13 protein-coding genes are annotated in these 16,593 nt (G+C 65.4%); 11 read left to right on the top strand and 2 right to left on the bottom strand.

What is annotated here, in order from left to right; genetic code table 11:
• Positions 1-20: 20 nt before the first annotated feature.
• The 4 genes from ACRWQA_RS03960 to ACRWQA_RS03975 all read left to right on the top strand — a co-directional run bounded on the left by ACRWQA_RS03960 (position 21) and on the right by ACRWQA_RS03975 (position 4,501).
• Positions 21-629: a DUF1850 domain-containing protein gene (locus ACRWQA_RS03960; RefSeq protein ID WP_434230353.1), complete on the top strand. Its 609-nt coding sequence runs from the start codon at positions 21-23 to the stop codon at positions 627-629.
• Positions 630-640: 11 nt separating this feature from the next.
• Positions 641-2,662: a TRAP transporter permease gene (locus tag ACRWQA_RS03965; RefSeq protein WP_263581078.1), complete on the top strand. Its 2,022-nt coding sequence runs from the start codon at positions 641-643 to the stop codon at positions 2,660-2,662.
• Positions 2,663-2,805: 143 nt separating this feature from the next.
• Entirely contained in the window at positions 2,806-3,318 is a 513-nt protein-coding gene (gene purE / locus ACRWQA_RS03970) for a 5-(carboxyamino)imidazole ribonucleotide mutase (RefSeq protein WP_197566323.1), read from the top strand.
• Between the two features lie 49 nt (positions 3,319-3,367).
• Positions 3,368-4,501, top strand: a complete 1,134-nt coding sequence (locus tag ACRWQA_RS03975) for a 5-(carboxyamino)imidazole ribonucleotide synthase (RefSeq protein WP_263581077.1) — start codon at positions 3,368-3,370, stop codon at positions 4,499-4,501.
• Between the two features lie 89 nt (positions 4,502-4,590).
• On the opposite strand, the gene ACRWQA_RS03980 is transcribed toward ACRWQA_RS03975, so the two are convergent.
• A complete protein-coding gene (locus tag ACRWQA_RS03980) occupies positions 4,591-6,612 on the bottom strand; it encodes a PhoX family protein (RefSeq protein WP_434229326.1) in 2,022 nt (673 codons plus the stop codon).
• A 225-nt stretch (positions 6,613-6,837) separates the two neighbouring features.
• Between ACRWQA_RS03980 and ACRWQA_RS03985 the strand changes: the two genes are divergently transcribed.
• The 3 genes from ACRWQA_RS03985 to ACRWQA_RS03995 all read left to right on the top strand — a co-directional run bounded on the left by ACRWQA_RS03985 (position 6,838) and on the right by ACRWQA_RS03995 (position 11,455).
• Entirely contained in the window at positions 6,838-8,130 is a 1,293-nt protein-coding gene (locus ACRWQA_RS03985; protein WP_434229327.1) for a ferredoxin reductase family protein, read from the top strand.
• On the top strand, positions 8,127-8,969 hold the full coding sequence (locus tag ACRWQA_RS03990; RefSeq protein WP_434229328.1) for a cytochrome b5 domain-containing protein: 843 nt from the start codon (positions 8,127-8,129) through the stop codon (positions 8,967-8,969). The genes ACRWQA_RS03985 and ACRWQA_RS03990 overlap by 4 nt, the downstream gene beginning before the upstream one ends.
• A 131-nt stretch (positions 8,970-9,100) precedes the next feature.
• Positions 9,101-11,455, top strand: a complete 2,355-nt coding sequence (locus ACRWQA_RS03995; protein ID WP_434229329.1) for a putative bifunctional diguanylate cyclase/phosphodiesterase — start codon at positions 9,101-9,103, stop codon at positions 11,453-11,455.
• 1 nt (position 11,456) lies between these two features.
• Here ACRWQA_RS03995 and ACRWQA_RS04000 read toward each other — a convergent pair whose 3' ends face one another.
• A complete protein-coding gene (locus ACRWQA_RS04000) occupies positions 11,457-12,257 on the bottom strand; it encodes a TraX family protein (protein WP_434229330.1) in 801 nt (266 codons plus the stop codon).
• Between the two features lie 93 nt (positions 12,258-12,350).
• Here ACRWQA_RS04000 and ACRWQA_RS04005 point away from each other — a divergent pair, with 93 nt between their 5' ends.
• The 4 genes from ACRWQA_RS04005 to ACRWQA_RS04020 all read left to right on the top strand — a co-directional run bounded on the left by ACRWQA_RS04005 (position 12,351) and on the right by ACRWQA_RS04020 (position 16,495).
• Positions 12,351-13,310 carry a LysR family transcriptional regulator gene (locus ACRWQA_RS04005; protein WP_263581071.1) on the top strand — a complete coding sequence of 320 codons (960 nt, stop codon included), beginning with the start codon at positions 12,351-12,353 and terminating at the stop codon, positions 13,308-13,310.
• Positions 13,311-13,495: 185 nt separating this feature from the next.
• Positions 13,496-14,038, top strand: a complete 543-nt coding sequence (locus ACRWQA_RS04010; protein WP_263581070.1) for a TRAP transporter small permease subunit — start codon at positions 13,496-13,498, stop codon at positions 14,036-14,038.
• Positions 14,035-15,357, top strand: a complete 1,323-nt coding sequence (locus tag ACRWQA_RS04015; protein ID WP_263581069.1) for a TRAP transporter large permease — start codon at positions 14,035-14,037, stop codon at positions 15,355-15,357. Before ACRWQA_RS04010 ends, ACRWQA_RS04015 begins: the two co-directional genes overlap by 4 nt.
• A gap of 79 nt (positions 15,358-15,436) precedes the next feature.
• A complete protein-coding gene (locus tag ACRWQA_RS04020; protein ID WP_434229331.1) occupies positions 15,437-16,495 on the top strand; it encodes a TRAP transporter substrate-binding protein in 1,059 nt (352 codons plus the stop codon).
• Positions 16,496-16,593: the final 98 nt, after the last annotated feature.

Consider the following 16,593-nt stretch of genomic DNA (forward strand, 5'->3'; position numbering starts at 1 on the left):
CGCGACAAGGGATGCGGCGCATGAGCGCCGCATCACTGTCGAGCCGGGCAAGGAAGCGCATGGCAGGGTGGGCGAGGACGCCCGCCCTGTCGTCGTGTTGCCGGCCGTATAATGGTTGGCTGCAACGCTGGTTGGCAGGAAGCTTCGCCGCGTGGTTCAGTCTGGGCGCCTTGGCGGACGGCGCTATCGGCGGGGCGAAGCTGGCCGTTCTGGATGCGGTGGGCGAAACCCTGGTCGAGGTGCCTCTCGAGCCGGGCATGCGCTGGTGCCTGGGCTGGAACCACTCGGTCAAGAAGTTCCCGGTGCTCGACTGCTATCGCTATCACCAAGGGCGGATGGTGCTGGAGCGCAGCCATCAGCCCGATTTTGCCGCCGGCCTGGGGCATACCCCGGGGCGCGGTATACAGGTTTCCGACGGGCAGGGCGGCTACTGGATCGAGAACATCGACGAGCCCGTGCCTGGAGACCGCTATACATTGCGGGTCGGTTCACCAGCCGTCGACCATCGCCTGCTTTGGCAGGCCGAAGGGGACGAACACAGGGTCAGCCTGAGTGAGCTGGCCGCCGGTGAGCGTGTCACCCTACAGCTCTACCCGCCTGAAGATCCCGGCAAGCCTGACGACGTCTGACGAGGAGACCGATGAACGAATCCAACAGCCCGCCCGTGATGATGCCCGGGGGCAATGCCATTCAGCCGCGCATGGTGTTGTGGCTGATCACCATCGTGGCGGTGGGGCTGTCCCTGTTCCAGCTCTATTCGGCGGGTATCCAGCCGCTGGGCCTGTTCTACCAGCGTGGCATCCACCTGATGCTGATCATGGTGCTGGCCTTCCTCATGTTTCCCGTCTTCGGCCCCAATCGCAAACGCGGCCTGGTCGGCTGGGCGATCGACATCGCCTTCCTGTGTGGCGCTCTGATCACCGGTGGCTACCTGGTCCTCTATCTTGACGAGATCGTCAGCCGTGCCGGCTTCTGGAGCGAGACCGACATCCGCGTCGCCATCATCGCCACCTTGACGGTGCTGGAGGCGAGCCGGCGCGCGGTGGGCCTGGGCATGACCGTGATCGGTGCGCTGGCCATCGCTTACGCCTTTGCCGGGCCGCGTGGCGAGCTGCCTTGGCTTGCCGACTGGATGCCCGGCATCATGAGCCACCGCGGCTATGGCCTGGACCGCGTGGCCGGCCAGCTCTACCTGGGGCAGGAGGGTATCTTCGGCCTGCCGCTGGGCGTGGCGGCCACCTACATCTTCATCTTCGTGCTGTTCGGCGCCTTCCTCGAGAGCACCGGCGCCGGCAAGTTCTTCATCGACCTGGCCTACGCCGCCACCGGTCGCCAGCGCGGCGGCCCGGCCAAGGCGGCCGTGCTCGCCTCGGCGGGGATGGGCTCGATCTCGGGTAGCGCCATTGCCAACGTGGTGACCACCGGCGCCTTCACCATCCCGCTGATGAAACGGTTGGGCTACAAGCCGCACCAGGCCGGCGGCATCGAGGCGGCTGCTTCCACCGGGGGCCAGATCATGCCACCGTTGATGGGGGCGGGGGCCTTCCTGATCGCCGAGTACACCAACACGCCCTACCTGGACGTGGTCAAGGTCAGCATTCTGCCGGCGATCATGTACTTCGCCACGGTTTACCTGTTCGTGCACATCATCGCGCTCAAGCAGGGCATGCAGGGCATGGCCAAAAGCGAGCTGCCGCAGATGCGCGACGTGATGCGCGACGGCTGGCACTTCCTGCTGCCGCTGGCGGTACTGGTGTGGCTGCTGGTGATGAGCATGTCGCCGATGCGCGTGGGCTTCTATGCGGTGGTGACCATGGTTGCGGTGGCGGTGCTGCGCTATGCCTTCTGGTTCCTGTTCATCGCCCCGCGCCAGGGGCAGAAGGTAACGCTGGCAAGCATTCGCGACGTGGTCTGGGCCGGCCTGGTCAAGCTGGTCGAGGGCCTCGAGCTCGGCGCGCGCAACGCCGTGGCCGTCTCCATGGCCTGTGCCGTGGCCGGGATCATCGTCGGTGTGGTCGGACTGACCGGGCTGGGGCTCAAGTTCTCCTCGATGATGATGGCCTTCTCGGGCGGCAACCTGCTGCTGGCCCTGGTGATGGTACTGCTGGCCAGCCTGGTGCTGGGCATGGGGTTGCCGGTCACCGCCAGCTATATCGTACTGATCGTGCTGGTGGGGCCGGCGCTGTCCAACGAGTTCGGCGTGCCGCTGCTGATCGCCCACCTGGTGGTGTTCTGGTATTCGCAGGACTCCAACGTCACGCCACCGATTGCCCTGGCCGGCTTCGCCGGGGCGGCGATCGCCGGCAGCAAGCCGATGGAAACGGGCATCCAGGCGTGGAAGTTCGCCAAGGGGCTCTATCTGATCCCCGTGTTCATGGTCTACAACCCCGAGCTCATCATGGGTGGCCCGGTGCTGGTCGTGGCCTGGAACGCCGTGATTGCGATACTGGCGCTGTGCGCCTTCGCCGCGGCGCTGGAGGGGTATCTCTTCACGCGCATGTCGTGGCTGCCGCGCATCGCCATCTCGGCCGCTATCGTGGCGGTGTTCTACCCCAATCTGATGGTGGAAGCGGCCGGCGTGGCGGTGATGATCGTGGCGCTCGGCGCCAACTGGCTGGCCAGCCGACGCGAGATCGGCGCCACCGGTACCGGTTCGGCCTGACTCGGCCGCCGCGCCTTCGGGAGCGGCGGTCTGTCCTGTTGGTCAAGATGACGGCGCCTGCGGGCGCCGTTAGAATACTTGCCCTTCAATTTGCGCGTCGTGTCTTTCGCGCCGCCTTTCCAGCGTCACTACGGGAGCCGTACATGCAGTCCTCCAACCAGCAGCCGCGCGTCGGCGTGATCATGGGGTCGAAGTCCGACTGGCCGGTCATGGAACACGCGGTGGCGATGCTCGAACGCCTGGGAGTGGCCCACGAGACGCGCGTGGTCTCGGCCCACCGCACGCCGGACCTGTTGTTCGACTATGCCAAGTCTGCTGCCGGACGCGGCCTGCAGGTGATCGTTGCCGGCGCCGGGGGGGCTGCCCACCTACCCGGCATGGTGGCGTCGCAAACGGCGTTGCCGGTGCTCGGCGTACCGGTGGAATCCAAGGCGCTCAAGGGGCTCGATTCGCTGCTCTCCATCGTGCAGATGCCGGGAGGTATCGCCGTGGGCACGCTGGCCATCGGCAAGGCGGGGGCGACCAACGCCGGCCTGCTGGCGGCGCAGATCGTCGGCCTGCAGGACGACAAGGTGCGCGCCGCCGTCGAGGCCTTCCGTGCCGAGCAGACCCAGACGGTGCTCGACAACCCCGACCCACGTCCCCCGACAGAATGAACCGCCGAATGAGCGAGAGCCGAATGAGCCAGCGAGAGGAGAAAACGACATGAACATCGGCGTGCTCGGTGCCGGCCAGCTCGGCCGCATGCTGGCCCTGGCCGGCTATCCGCTGGCCAACCGCTTTACCTTCCTCGATACCACCGGGCATCCCAGTGCGGGAATCGGCGAGGTGATGATCGACACCGACCAGAAGCACCTCGAGGCGTTCCTGGCCAAGGTCGACCTGGTCACCTACGAGTTCGAGCACCTGCCCGTGGCGCTGGTCCAGGCCATCGAGGAGGTCAAGCCGGTCTATCCTTCGAGCGAGGCGATTCGCGTCTGCCAGAACCGCGCCGAGGAGAAGGCGCTGTTCGATCGCCTGGGCATCCCCACGCCGGCCTACCGGCTGGTGGAGCATGCCGACGAGCTCGAGGCCGCAGCCCGCGAACTCGGTTGCCCGGTGGTGGCCAAGTCGGTCACCGAGGGCTACGACGGCAAGGGCCAGGCGGTGCTGCGCGACCCCAGCGAGGCCGCCGAGGCCTGGCGCAGCATCAACCACCCCCGGCTGATCGTCGAGGCTTTCGTCGACTTCGTGCGCGAGGTGTCGATCATCGCCGTGCGTGGGCGTGAAGGTGAGGTGGTCTTCTATCCCATGGCCGAGAATCTGCACGTCGACGGCATCCTGCGTTACTCGCTGGCGCCGATGCCGGATCTCGACGAGGCGGTGCAACAGACCGCTGATGGCTACATTCGCGCCCTGCTCGACGAGCTCGACTATGTCGGTGTGCTGACCCTCGAGCTGTTCCAGACCCGCGACGGCAAGCTGCTGGCCAACGAGATGGCGCCACGGGTGCACAACTCGGGTCACTGGACCATGGACGGCGCCGTGACCAGCCAGTTCGAGAACCACCTGCGCGCCATCCAGGGCCTGCCGCTGGGCGATACCTCGGCGCGCATGCCGACCTGCATGGTCAACGTGATCGGCCAGGAGGGCGATCCGGCCGCGATACTGGCGATCGGCGACGCCCACCTTCATCGTTACGACAAGAGCGAGCGGCCGGGACGCAAGCTGGCTCACGTCAATCTGCTGGCGGAAAGCCACGGCGCACTGTTAGAAAAGGTGCGTGCCTGCGCCGGGCTGCTGCCCGAGGCGCCGGAGCCCCGCTTCAGCTTCGAGGCCGAGCTCCGACAGGGCAACTGAGCAGGTAGACCGCAAGTTAACGCAGCGGGCCCCGCCATGACGGGGCCCGCTTTTTTTCTGCGCCTGATTCGCTCGCGCAGGTATTTGCCCTAGGTACCGATGATGCCGCCGTCTTCCCGCGTGATGACCAGAGTGGCCGAGTGCGGAATGGCACTGCCGCCCTCCGGCCAGTGGCTCGTCAGCCGGCCTTCGGCGAAATCCGCGGCCGAGGTGTTGGCGCCGGGATGCTGTACGTTGACGAACATGGTGCGCTGGTCCGGTGTGGTGACGACACCGGTGATCTCCTGACCCACGGGCCCGGTGAGGAAGCGCTTGAGCTCGCCGGTTTCCGGATTGGCGACGAGCATCTGGTTGTTGCCGAACGGTGCGTAGACGCCAGTATTGACCGCCGACTCGCTGATATCGGTCTGGATCCACACACGGCGGTCCGGATCGATCCATAGGCCATCCGGCGATGCCAGGATGGCGTCCGGGTCGAGGGGCTCGCCGTTCATGTCGCGGCCGCTCTCCTGGTCGCCCGCCAGCAGGAAGATATCCCACTGAAAGCGCTCCGCAGCATGGGTACCGTCCTCCTGCCAGCGGATGATATGGCCGAAGTGATTTTCGGCGCGAGGGTTGGCCGCGTCGAGTTGCTCCTCGTTGCGGCGGGTGTTGTTGGTCAGGGTGAAGTAGACCTGGCCGGTGGCGGGATCGACGGCGCCCCACTCGGGGCGGTCCATCTTGGTGGCCCCGACCTGGTCGGCGGCACTGCGGGTGTTGACCAGGATGTCGGCCAGGTCGGCGAAGCCATTCTCCGGCGTCAGGCCGTTCTCCCCCGGGGCCAGCGCCAGCCATTCGCCGCTGCCGTCGTCGTTGAACCTGGCTACGTACAGCGTGCCTTCGTCGAGCAGCGAGCCGTCGGCGCTGGCGGCCTGGTAGGGGCGGGCCGAGACGAACTTGTAGATGTACTCGAAGCGGGCGTCATCACCGGAGTAGCAGACCACCGGTTGGCCCTCCACGGCGGGGGCGAAGATCACGCCCTCATGGGCGAAGCGGCCCAAATGAGTACGTTTGACCGGCGTGCTCTCGGGATCGTAAGGGTCGATCTCCGTCATGTAGCCGAAGGTGTGGGGCTCGTTGCGATAGTCCTCGCGGGGCGAGGCACCGCGGGAGGTGGCGTCGAAGCGTACGAACTCGTCGGCGCCGCCTTCGGCACGATGCCATTGATAGCGCCCCTCGCTGCGCGTCTGGATGCCGAAGCGGGCCTGGCGCCGGTCGATCTCGGTATCCTCGTTGGCGAAGTAGCCCGACCAGTTCTCTTCGGCGGCGAGATAGGTATTCCATGGCGTGACGCCATGGCTACAGTTGTTCAGCGTGCCGCGGGTCATGCTGCCGTCGGGGCTGTACTTCGTTACCACGTGCTCGGTACCGGCCACGGGGCCGGCCAGGCGCATCGGGGTCAGGCCGGTGATGCGCCGGTTGCGTTCGTCCACGACCACTTGCCACTGAGCGTCGTCGCCTTCTTGAATGCGCACGATGGAGACACCGTGGGCGTTGAGTTCCTTGAGCACCTGGTCGGCGTCGCGGGTGCCGTCCTCGTGCTGCGGGAAGCCCTCGGAATCGAGCGCCAGGCCCTGGGCGGCGGCATGCATGAAACGCGGCTCGACGTATTCGTGGTTGAGCACCAGCAGGCCGTCGCGGGAACTGCCCTCGATCGGGAAGAAGTGCATGCCGTCGTGATGGCTGCCCACCTGGTGGGCCTGGTCCTCGCCGCCAGCTTCCAGGGAAGAGGCCGGCATGTTGCCGCTGATCGGTGTGCCCCAGGGAATGAAGGTCTGTACCCGGTAGCCTTCCGGCACCACCACGCTGTCGGCGGCGCTGACCGGAACCGCCTTGAAGCCGATGCTCGGGGCCGGGGCGACAGAGCCGGCGGCCAGGGCGCGGCCGAAGGGCAGGCTGGTCGCCATGGCGCTGGCTACCGCGACAGCCAGGCTGCCGCGCAGCAGCGTGCGGCGGCTCATGCGTGACTCCAGGACGTCGCCGAAGTATGCATTGCGCGATGCGTTGCTCGCCGGTTCGTCGCCGGCGGCGAGGATCGGATCAACGTGTCCGGGCGTATACGACTGCTTCATGAGTGGCCTCGTGCGGGATATAGAGATCGACGAAGCTCGATCTTGGTAGCGCCATGTTGCATCGGCATGAACGAATAAAGGCGGTTTCATGACATGCCGGCACCCTTAATGCGCTACGGATAACTGATCTGCATCAAGCCAGCGGTGGCGGATCCGAGCGTGTCATTGCACCAGACAGGATAACGGCAACAATCAGATATGAGGCCTCCCTGGAGGAAAGTGACGATGCCCTTACCGCGCCACCGTGGCGATCTCCTTCTGGTCGCGTTGGTCATGCTGCCGCTGGCGGTGGCGCTGCCACGACTGGGATTGCCCGGAAGTGTGGCGGAGGCTTGGCTGAACTGGCTGGGTCGAGCCAGCGGCATTCTCGGTTTGACCCTGATGCTGCTCGCGGCGGGGGTGAGCCTGCGCGTGCCCGGCTTCGACCGGCCCTTCGGGGGCCTGACCCGGCTCTGGCGCCTGCATCACTGGCTCGGCTTCACCGCTTTCATCATGGTCATGGTGCACGTTTTGGCGCTGGGGCTGGCGGCAGTGCCGGTATCCTTTGCCGTTGCGGTGGCCACCCTGTTCCCACCGCTGAGCCAAGGGGCGATATGGTTTGGCTGGCTGGCCTGGGTGGCGTTGGTCGTGTTCCTGGCGCCCACCTTCGGCTTCTTTGGCAAACCCCATTATCAGCGTTGGAAGCACCTTCACCTGGTCTCGGCGATGGCGTTGCTGCTTGGCCTTTGCCACGCACTGCTGCTGGCCGGGGAGGCCTGGCCGTGGTGGCTGCTCGGTATCGCTGGGCTGGGAGCCATCGCCTGGCGCAAGGGAGTGGCGCCGCACCGGCGGCATCCCTACCGGATCGAGGACGTGGTTCCGCTGGCCCGCGGCGTGGTGGAACTGGTGCTGCGCCCCGAGGGAGATGGTATTCGCCACGAGGTAGGACAGTTCGTCTATCTCACCCCACTGGATGAGCGGCTTGCCGCCGGGCGTGGCGAGGAGCATCCCTATACTATCGCCTCGGCGCCTTCGGATACTCGACTGCGTATCGGCATCAAGGATCTGGGCGATGCCAGCCACGCCCTGCAGACGGTGACGACGGAGACACGGGTACTGATCGAAGGGCCCTATGGGGAATTCTTCGGACGCCGTTTTCCGGCACGCGACATGCTCTGGCTGGGCGGCGGCATCGGCATCACTCCCTTCGTCGGCGGCGCCCGCGGTTTTGCCGCCGGAGCTGACCTCGAGGGGCACGTCCATCTGTTCTACCTGGCCAATAGCCCGGATCGCGCCTACTACCATGACGACTTCTGCAAGATCGCCGAGCGGGTCGAGGAGTTCGCCTATACGCAACACTACTACCGTGACCATGGGCCGCTTACCGAGGCCTTTCTGCGTGAACACTGTCCCGATTTCGTTGCGCGGGAAATCTATCTCTGCGGGCCACCGGGCATGATTGCCCACCTGCAACGGCTGCTGGCCGGGCAAGGGGTCCCCGCCTCACGTATTCACAGCGAGGTCTTCGACTTCCTATGAACAAGATCGCCTATTCCGCCTTCATTGCCTTCGTGGCCAGTCTCGCCACCTTGGTTTCGATATCCGCGCTCTCTAGTAGCGAGCATGACACGACCGGGGGTGAAAACCTCGAACCGATAACGTTGGAACAATTGGCCGAGCATGACAGTGCCGACAGCTGTTGGAAGGCCATCCACGGCCGGGTCTACGACATTACCGGATATGTACCCGACCACCCCACCGATGAAGAGGTCATTCTTGAATGGTGCGGCCGGGAGGCCTCCGAAGGCTGGGACAACAAGCGTCCCGGTGTGCCCCATAGCCCCCGCGCCCAAGAGCGGTTGGAGCGTTACCTGATCGGACGCCTGGTCGATGAAGAGGGCGAGCCGGTCGAGACAAGCGCGACAGCGCCTGTGGCAACCGATTTCCGCAGCGACACCGGCACCGCACAGGCGAGCCTTCCACCAGCCGAGGACGAGCGTCTGGCTCGTGCCATGCTGGGCTTGCCGCTGGATGGCCATTATCGCGGGGTCTTCACCGACCGGGGCAGCATTCAGGTCAACGTTACCTTCGACCTGCGAGAGGGGCGGATACATTCGCTGGAATATCGTCATCTGTCCTATCGGGGCGTGGATTATCTGGCCCTCGAGGAGAGCGACGAGCGGTATCCGGTCATGCTGCAATACCGTCAGATTGCCGAGCGCTTCGAAGGTGAACCGATCACGCGAATCTTCGCGCTTTACCAGCCGGAGCGGGTTGTGGATGACATCGATGGCTATAGCGGAGCCACCTTGAGGGGAGCCAAGGTGATCTCGGCGATCCGCGATGCATTGAACCGAGGCGTTTACGCCTGGCCCTAGGCCATGCAGGCTGCGTCGAGTCGCTGGGGGAAATCAATGGTGACCGAATTGCGTTGAGAGGCTGCCTCGCCAAACTGTGCGCTATCGAGTAAAGATAGAGCAGCGAAACGACAACAGATTCGGACCCCTGCATGTCCTTCCCCCTTCAGGATGAGCAAAGCGACCACGACGCGGCACCGCCAACGGACGTTTCCCGCCGCCGTCAGCTGGCCCACGAGCAGGTACGCCTGCTCTACGAGCGGCTGTGGCAGCCGATATTGGCCAGCGTCCTGGCGGCTTGTCTGCTGGTAGGCGCGATGTGGCCGATCATGCCGCAGGGCTACCTGGTGGGCTGGCTCGGTGCGCTGGTCGCCGTGTCGGGCGGGCGTTTGTGGCTGGCCTGGTACTACCATCGTCAACCGGCAAAACGGCGTCGCCAGCGGCGCTGGCTGTATCGCTTCGCCTGGGGCACCGGCATCGCCGGGGGGCTGTGGGGCGTGGCCGGCCTGACGATGTTCACCATGGAGCATCATGGTCAGTTGGCGGCGCTGGCGATCGTGCTGACGGGTATTGCCGCCGGCGGGGTCACCACGCTCTCCCCAGTGGCGTGGATGGCACCGCTGTTCGTTCTGCCCACCATGCTGCCGCTGCTGGCTCAGCTGTTGCTGCAGAACACCTCCCTCGCTCTGCTGCTGGCTGCCATGATCGTGCTGTTTCTGGGGCTGGTGCTCATCATCAATCGTCGCCTGCATCGCACCATTTCCGACAACATCGCCCTGCGCCTGATCGTCTCTTCACGCGAGCGGCAACTGCGCGTCAGCGAGGCACGTTACCGCGCCATCTTCCGCCATACGCCGCTGGGCGTGCTGCACTTCGACCGTGAGGGGCGGGTGGTCGACTGCAACGAGATGTGCCTCGACATCCTCGGCACCAGCCGGCAGCGCTTGCTGGGCATGAACCTGCTGACGCAGTTGAACGACGAGCGCGTGACCGGTGCGATACGCGATGCCCTGGAGAACGGTACCGGCTACTTCGAAGGCACCTACCGTACCGTGGTCAGCGGCAAGCAGACGCCTTTGCGCGCCTTCTACAGTGCCCTGCGCAACGAGTCGGGCGAGGTGGTGGGGGGGGTGGCGGTCATCGAGGACTTCACCGAGCGCAAGCTGGCGGAGGAGACCATCCATCGCCAGGCCTACTACGATCCGCTCACCGAATTGCCCAATCGACGCCTGCTGATCGAGACGCTGGCCTCTACCATTCGCGACCGCCGCGACGACGGGCGCGTCGGCCTGGTGATGTTCCTCGACCTGGACCGTTTCAAGATCATCAACGATACCCTGGGGCACGCGGTGGGTGACGAGCTGCTGCGTCAGGTCAGCAAGCGCCTGCTGCTGAGTCTCGATACGGATGCCGTGGCGGCGCGGCTCAGCGGCGACGAGTTCGTCGTGATGATGCCGGCCCTGAGCGCCGATCGCGAAGCCGAAATCAAGCGTGCCGAGCACCGTGCCGAGCGGCTGCTCTCGATCCTGCGCCGGGCCTACGACCTGGGCGGGCAGCGCATCAGCGTGACGCCGAGTATCGGCTATACCCTGTTTCCCCTGGGCGATGAGGACGTGGGCGACGTGCTGCGTCACGCCGACACCGCCATGTACCAGGCCAAGCTGAAGGGGCGGGCACAGATCTGTGGCTACGAGCCCTCCATGCAGACCCAGATGAGCTGGCGACTGGAAATGGAACAGGCGCTGCGTCGGGCCTTGGCGGAGAACCAGCTCAGCATCGCCTTCCAGCCCCAACTCGACGAACACGGCAGGGTCATCGGCGGCGAGGCGTTGATGCGCTGGCAGCATCCGCGCCATGGCTGGGTCTCGCCCGAAGTGTTCATCGCCATTGCCGAGGAGACCGACCTGATCGTCGAACTCGAGACCTGGATGCTGGATCGCTGTTGCGGGTTGCTGTCACGCTTGCCGGTCGAGGTCCTGCCGCGACTGTCGGTCAACATCAGCGTGCGTCACTTCACCCAGCCCGGTTTCGTCGAAGGGCTCACCTGGGCGACCGGTACCCATGGTATCGACCCGGCGCGGCTCGTCGTCGAACTGACCGAGAGCATCATGATCGATGGGCTGGAGGATGCCGTGGAGCGCATGCAGGCGCTCAAACGCCTGGGGGTGCATCTGGCCCTGGACGATTTCGGTACCGGTTTCTCGTCGCTCTCCTATCTCAAGTCGCTGCCGCTGGACGAGCTCAAGATCGACCGCAGTTTCGTCAGCAACCTCGATACCGATGGTAGCGATGCCGCCATCGTGGCGACGGTACTGGCCATGGCCCAGCATCTCGGCATCGACGTGGTGGCGGAAGGGGTGGAGAACGAGGCCCAGCACGAGTTCCTGCGGGAGCGCGGCTGTCGGTTGTTCCAGGGCTATCATTTCTACCGGCCCATGCCTGGCGAGGCGTTCGAAGCGCTGCTGGCCGGCAGGGAAGTGGAGCGGGCCGGCCAGGATCAGGCCTGATTCAGCCGAGCGCACCGCTGGCCCACAGCCACAGGGCGATCAGGGCGAAGTGGCCGGGGTACCACGCCAGCCACAGCCGGCGGGGCATGGCGGCAGGAACGACAGGCGTCAGGCGGTGGGCGCCGGCGGCCAGCCACAGCACCACGAGGCAGGTGGCGACGGTGAATGACTTGGCCATGTCGGAGCTGTTCATCAGCCCCGCCACGACCAGCAGCGGCACGGCCATGGCGACGGCGGCGAGGCGTTCGGCAAGCGTGACCCCGGCATGGTGCAGGTGATGCATCGCGAGCATGAACAAGGGAATCAGCAACAGCCCGCGGTGGCCGTACTCGACCCAGCCGCCGAGCAGGTACCAGACCGCCAGCGTGGCGGCCAGCGCCGCCCCCAGCCAGGCGCTGCCCAGGCTGCCGTGGCGATGCCGCGCGAGCAGCTCGCGCAGCCAGGCGCCCCAGGCCAGCCCCAGCGCCAGGGTGAAGCAGACATTGAGAATGAAGGCGTCGGTGGCCCTCGGCATCAGCATGTAGGGCAACTGGGCGGCCACACCAATGACCAGAATACGCCGGGCGTAGCGCAGCGGGTTGCGGGTATTGAACAAGCCGTGCCAGGCGACCATGGCGGCAAATAGTGGAAAGGCGATGCGGCCCAGCGACGAACCCGCCCAGCCGAGCTCCCAGCCGGCGGGCAGCACGTAGCGGGTCAGGTGATCGATGGTCATGGTGGCGAGTGCCAGCCACTGGCCCCAGCCGGTCCAGGTGGAAACGGGGCGCTCGGCTACCGCCCGGGCGGTGACCTCTGCGGTCATGGGACCTCCATGTCGTGGTGATGACAGCCTTTCTGACCGGTGCGCTGTGAGGGGAGTTCCAGTGCCCGGATGACGTAACGCGAGGACATACGGATGCGCAGCGGCTTCGGTTTCGATCTTCGCAGCATGGAGATCTTCGTCGAGACCCTGGAGCAGGGCAGCCAGAGCGCGGCGGCCAGGCGGCTGGGGCTCAAGCAATCCTCGGTGTCGCAGAGCCTGGCCAACCTGGAGGAGAGCATGGGCGTGACGCTGTTCAAGCGTCATTCCCGGCCGCTCGAACCGACCAGTGCGGGGCGCTTCTTCTACGACCGTGCCCGCCGCCTGCTCGACGATGCGCGCAACACCCGGCGCGAGTTGGTCAGCGGCGGCTTCGGCCAGCTCCACCAGGTACGCCTGGCGCTGGTCGATTCGCTGGCAACGGCGGTCGGGCAGCCGCTGGTCGAGCTGATCCGGCGCCATACCCGCGACTATACCCTGACGACCGGGCTGTCGCACATGCATGGCCACTCCCTGCTGACACGCCATGTGGATATCATCATTTCCGATGACCGGCTGGAGAACTACGACGGACTGGAGCGGCACGCCCTGCTGCGCGAACCCTTCGTGCTGGTGACGCCGCTTTCCTGGAACGGTCCGCTGGACAACCTGCGCTGGCTGTCGCGCCACCTCGACTTCGTGCGCTATACCCCGCAGTCGTTGATCGGCCAGTCCATCGAGCGCCACCTGCGATTGAACCAGCTCGAGCTGCCGGCCCGGCTGCATCTCGACAATACCTTCGCCGTGTTGCGCCTGGTCGGTGCCGGCGCGGGCTGGACCATCACCACCCCGCTGTGCCTCTACCAGGCCGGCCTCGACGACCTTCAGGTCGCGGTGGCGCCGTTGCCGCTGGCGCCACTGACCCGGGAACTGACGCTGGTGGCGCGGCGTGACGAGCTGGGCGAGTTGCCTGCGTTGCTGGCCCGTGACAGCCGGCGCCTGCTCGAGCAGCACTTCCGCGCCCAGCTGGAGCGAGCGCTGCCCTGGCTCTCTGCCGAAGTCGTCACCCCGACGTGAACTCTCCCTCCCCGACACAGCCCGCAACCGTGCACTGAGTGGGTGCGCGGGGCAGCGTAGCCGTACCCTTCTCGAGCACTATCGATTTCATCGATACTTAACGCGCCGCCGATACCGATGCTTGTTGCGCAATCCCGAATTACCTCCGAAGACTGGAGCGAAACCCAAGCGATCGGTGCTGGAAGATGCCAAGAATAATAACGCTCTACGTGCGTTGGGTGGATGCGTTCAACCGGGTGGTGGGGCGTATCGTCATGTTCCTGATTTTCGTGATGATCGGCGTCCTGCTCTACGCCTCAGTAGCGCGTACCGCCTTCAACAGCCCGCTGATCTGGAGCATCGAGGTTTCGCAGTTCATGATGGCCGCCTACTACCTGCTGGGCGGCGCCTACGCCATGCAGATGGGCGCCCATGTACGTATGGACCTGTTCTACTCGCGCTGGTCGGACCGCACCCGGGCCATCGTCGACGCCCTGACCATCGTGCTGCTGCTGGTCTTCCTCGGCGCGCTGTTTGCCGGCGGCATCTCCAGTACCGAGTACGCCCTGCGCTACGGCGAGAAGAGCTACACCTCCTGGGCGCCGCCCCTGGCGCCGATCAAGATCATCATGACCTTTGGCGTGCTGCTGATGCTGCTGCAGAGCGTCTCGACCCTGTTCAAGGACATCGCCCGGGCGCGCGGCGTGGTGCTGGAAGGCGTGGCGCTGGAAGGGGAGAATCTCGAATGAGCTACGAGATGATCGCCCTGACGATGTTCTCGACCATGATGCTGCTGCTGCTCACCGGGCAGCGGGTATTCGGCGTGATCGGCTTCGTCGGCGCCGCTTCGGCACTGCTGCTGTGGGGGCATGGCGGCGTTGAGATGCCGTTCAATGCCGCCATCCAACTGATGAACTGGTATCCGCTGCTGACGTTGCCGCTGTTCATCTACATGGGCTACATGCTCTCCGAGTCGGGCATCGCCAGCGAGCTCTACGAGATGTTCCACGTCTGGATGGGCTCGCTCAAGGGCGGACTGGCGGTGGGCACCATCGGCCTGATGGTGGTGGTCTCGGCAATGAACGGCCTGAGCGTGGCGGGCATGGCCATCGGCGCCACCATCGCTCTGCCCGAACTGCTGCGCCGCGGCTACGACAAGATCATGGTCACCGGCGTGATCCAGGCCGGTAGCTCGCTGGGCATTCTGGTGCCGCCCAGCGTGGTGCTGGTGCTCTATGGCATGATCGCGCGCCAGCCGGTCAGCCAACTGTGGCTGGCCGGTGCCATCCCCGGGCTGATCCTGGCCGCGCTGTTCGTGATCTATATCGTCATCCGCTGTCGTCTGCAGCCGCATCTCGGCCCGGCGCTGCCCGCCGAGGAGCGCCAGATGAGCCTGGCCGAGAAGCTCAAGCTGCTGCGTGCCGGCATCCTGCCGCTGCTGATCTTCTTCTTCATGACCGGGCTGTTCCTGATGGGGGTCACCAGCCTGGTGGAGAGCTCGGCGGTAGGGGCGGTATCCGCCACCCTGGCGGCGTTGGTCAAGCGGCGCCTGACCTGGAAGGTGATCGAGAGCACCGTGCACAAGACGCTGGGCATCAGTTGCATGTTCATGTGGATCATCCTGGCGGCGCTGTGCTTCGGCGCGGTATTCGACGGCCTCGGCGCGGTGCGTGCCATCGAGAACATCTTCCTCGACCGCATCGGCATGAGCCCGTGGCAGATCCTGGTGATGATGCAGCTCTCCTACATCCTGCTAGGCATGTTCCTCGACGACACCGCCATGCTGGTGATCGTGGCACCACTCTACGTGCCGTTGGTGATCAGCCTGGGTTTCGACCCGATCTGGTACGGCGTGCTGTACACCATCACCGTGCAGATCGCCTACATGACCCCGCCGTTCGGCTACAACCTGTTCCTGATGCGCGCCATGGCGCCGCCGGAGATCTCGCTGGGCGACATCTACCGCAGCGTCTGGCCCTTCGTCGGCATCATGCTGATCGGGTTGGCGCTGATCACAATTTTCCCGCAGCTGGCGCTGTGGCTGCCGCAGCTCTATCGCGGCTACTGACTCCCAGGAGGTGAACCACGGCACGACGATCGAATACCGCGATTCTTCCGACAACAAGCAAAAGAGCAGGAGAAGACCCATGAGCAATCGTCGCGATTTCCTCAAGAAGGCGGGCCTGGCCACCGCCGCTACCGTCGGGGCCACGACACTCTCGGCCCCATACGTCCACGCCCAGTCACGCAGCCCGATTCGCTGGCGCCTGCAGACCTATGCCGGGCCGGCACTCGCTGAGCACGTCATCAAGCCCTCCATCGACGCCTTCAACAAGGCCGCCAACGGCGAGATGGAGATCGAGCTCTACTACGCCGACCAACTGGTGCCCACCGGTGAGCTGTTCCGGGCCATGCAGCGCGGCACCATCGACGCCGTGCAGAGCGACGACGACTCGATCAATGCGCCCGTCGACGTCTCGGTCTTCGGCGGCTACTTCCCGTTCGCCTCTCGCTACAGCCTCGACGTGCCGGCGCTGTTCCACCACTACGGGCTCAAGGAGATCTGGGAGGAAGCCTACGGCGAGGTCGAGGGCGTCACCTGGCTGGGCTCGGGCGCCTGGGACCCGTGCAACTTCGTTACCCGCGAGCCGATCAGAAGCCTCGACGACCTGCAGGGCAAGCGCGTCTTCACCTTCCCCACTGCGGGGCGCTTCCTCAGCCGCTTCGGTGTGGTGCCGGTGACGTTGCCGTGGGAGGACATCGAGGTCGCCATGCAGACCCGCGAGCTCGATGGTATCGCCTGGGCGGGCATCACCGAGGCCTACACCGTGGGCTGGGCCGACGTCAGCAGCTATTACCTGACCAACAACATCTCCGGTGCCTGGGCGGGTTCCTACTTCGCCAACAGCGAGCGTTGGAGCGAGGTGCCCGAGCACCTGCAGACCCTGTTCAGGCTGTGCATGGACAGCTCCCACTACTACCGCCAGCACTGGTACTGGTGGGGCGAAGCCCACTACCGCACCACCGGCGGCAAGTTGGAGTTGACCTCGATTCCCGAGGAGGAGTGGCAGCGGCTCGAGGACGAGGCACTGGCCTTCTGGGACGAGATCGCCCAGGAGAGCGATCGCAGCGCCCGCGTGGTGCAGATCCTCAAGGACTATCGCGAGACCATGCAACAGGCAGGGCCTCCCTACCGCTACGGTTGAGAGAAGGACGGGAGCGCCGGGCTCGGCTCGGCGCTTCCGCCGGCTTTCATCGAACGGTTTCGAAGAACTGTTTTGACGAACAATGACAACGAAGGGTG

Source organism: Billgrantia sp. C5P2 (assembly GCF_051062895.2).